This window comes from Bremerella sp. JC817, from assembly GCF_040718835.1.
In the GTDB taxonomy this organism is placed as follows: Bacteria; Planctomycetota; Planctomycetia; order Pirellulales; family Pirellulaceae; genus Bremerella.
The window spans coordinates 1-322 of record NZ_JBFEFG010000078.1 but is presented as its reverse complement, the minus strand read 5'-3'; the positions used below and the strand labels follow the sequence as shown (position 1 = coordinate 322).

Sequence of the window (322 nt, the reverse complement as noted above, 5' to 3'; positions counted from 1 at the left end):
GGCAGGCCAGGTCGTCCCGCTCACGATCGACCGCACCGACCCGCAACCGCCCCCGCTCGACGGCGACCGGGCCATCCCCGAGCAGGCCCGACCAGGCGGCATTCGAGTCAGCATGGCCGTAGAGCACGACGTTCCGATCCGGATCGGCGGCCGGGTCGAAGGCCGTGTCCGGGATCACGTCGATCGACCCGTTCCCGCGATAGCCGAACGTCTCGGCATCGTACCGGGCCCGGGCCAGTGCCCAGGCGTTCTCCTCCTCCGAGCCGACCGTCCCATAGACCAACACCACCCGATGACGGAACGCATCCTTGAACGCCCCATA

Annotated in this window: 1 protein-coding gene; it reads right to left on the bottom strand. The window is 69.3% G+C overall.

Features of this window, described 5'->3' with window-relative positions; translation table 11 throughout:
* On the bottom strand, window positions 1-322 hold a 322-nt coding region (locus AB1L30_RS00360; protein WP_367011371.1), incomplete at both ends, for a hypothetical protein.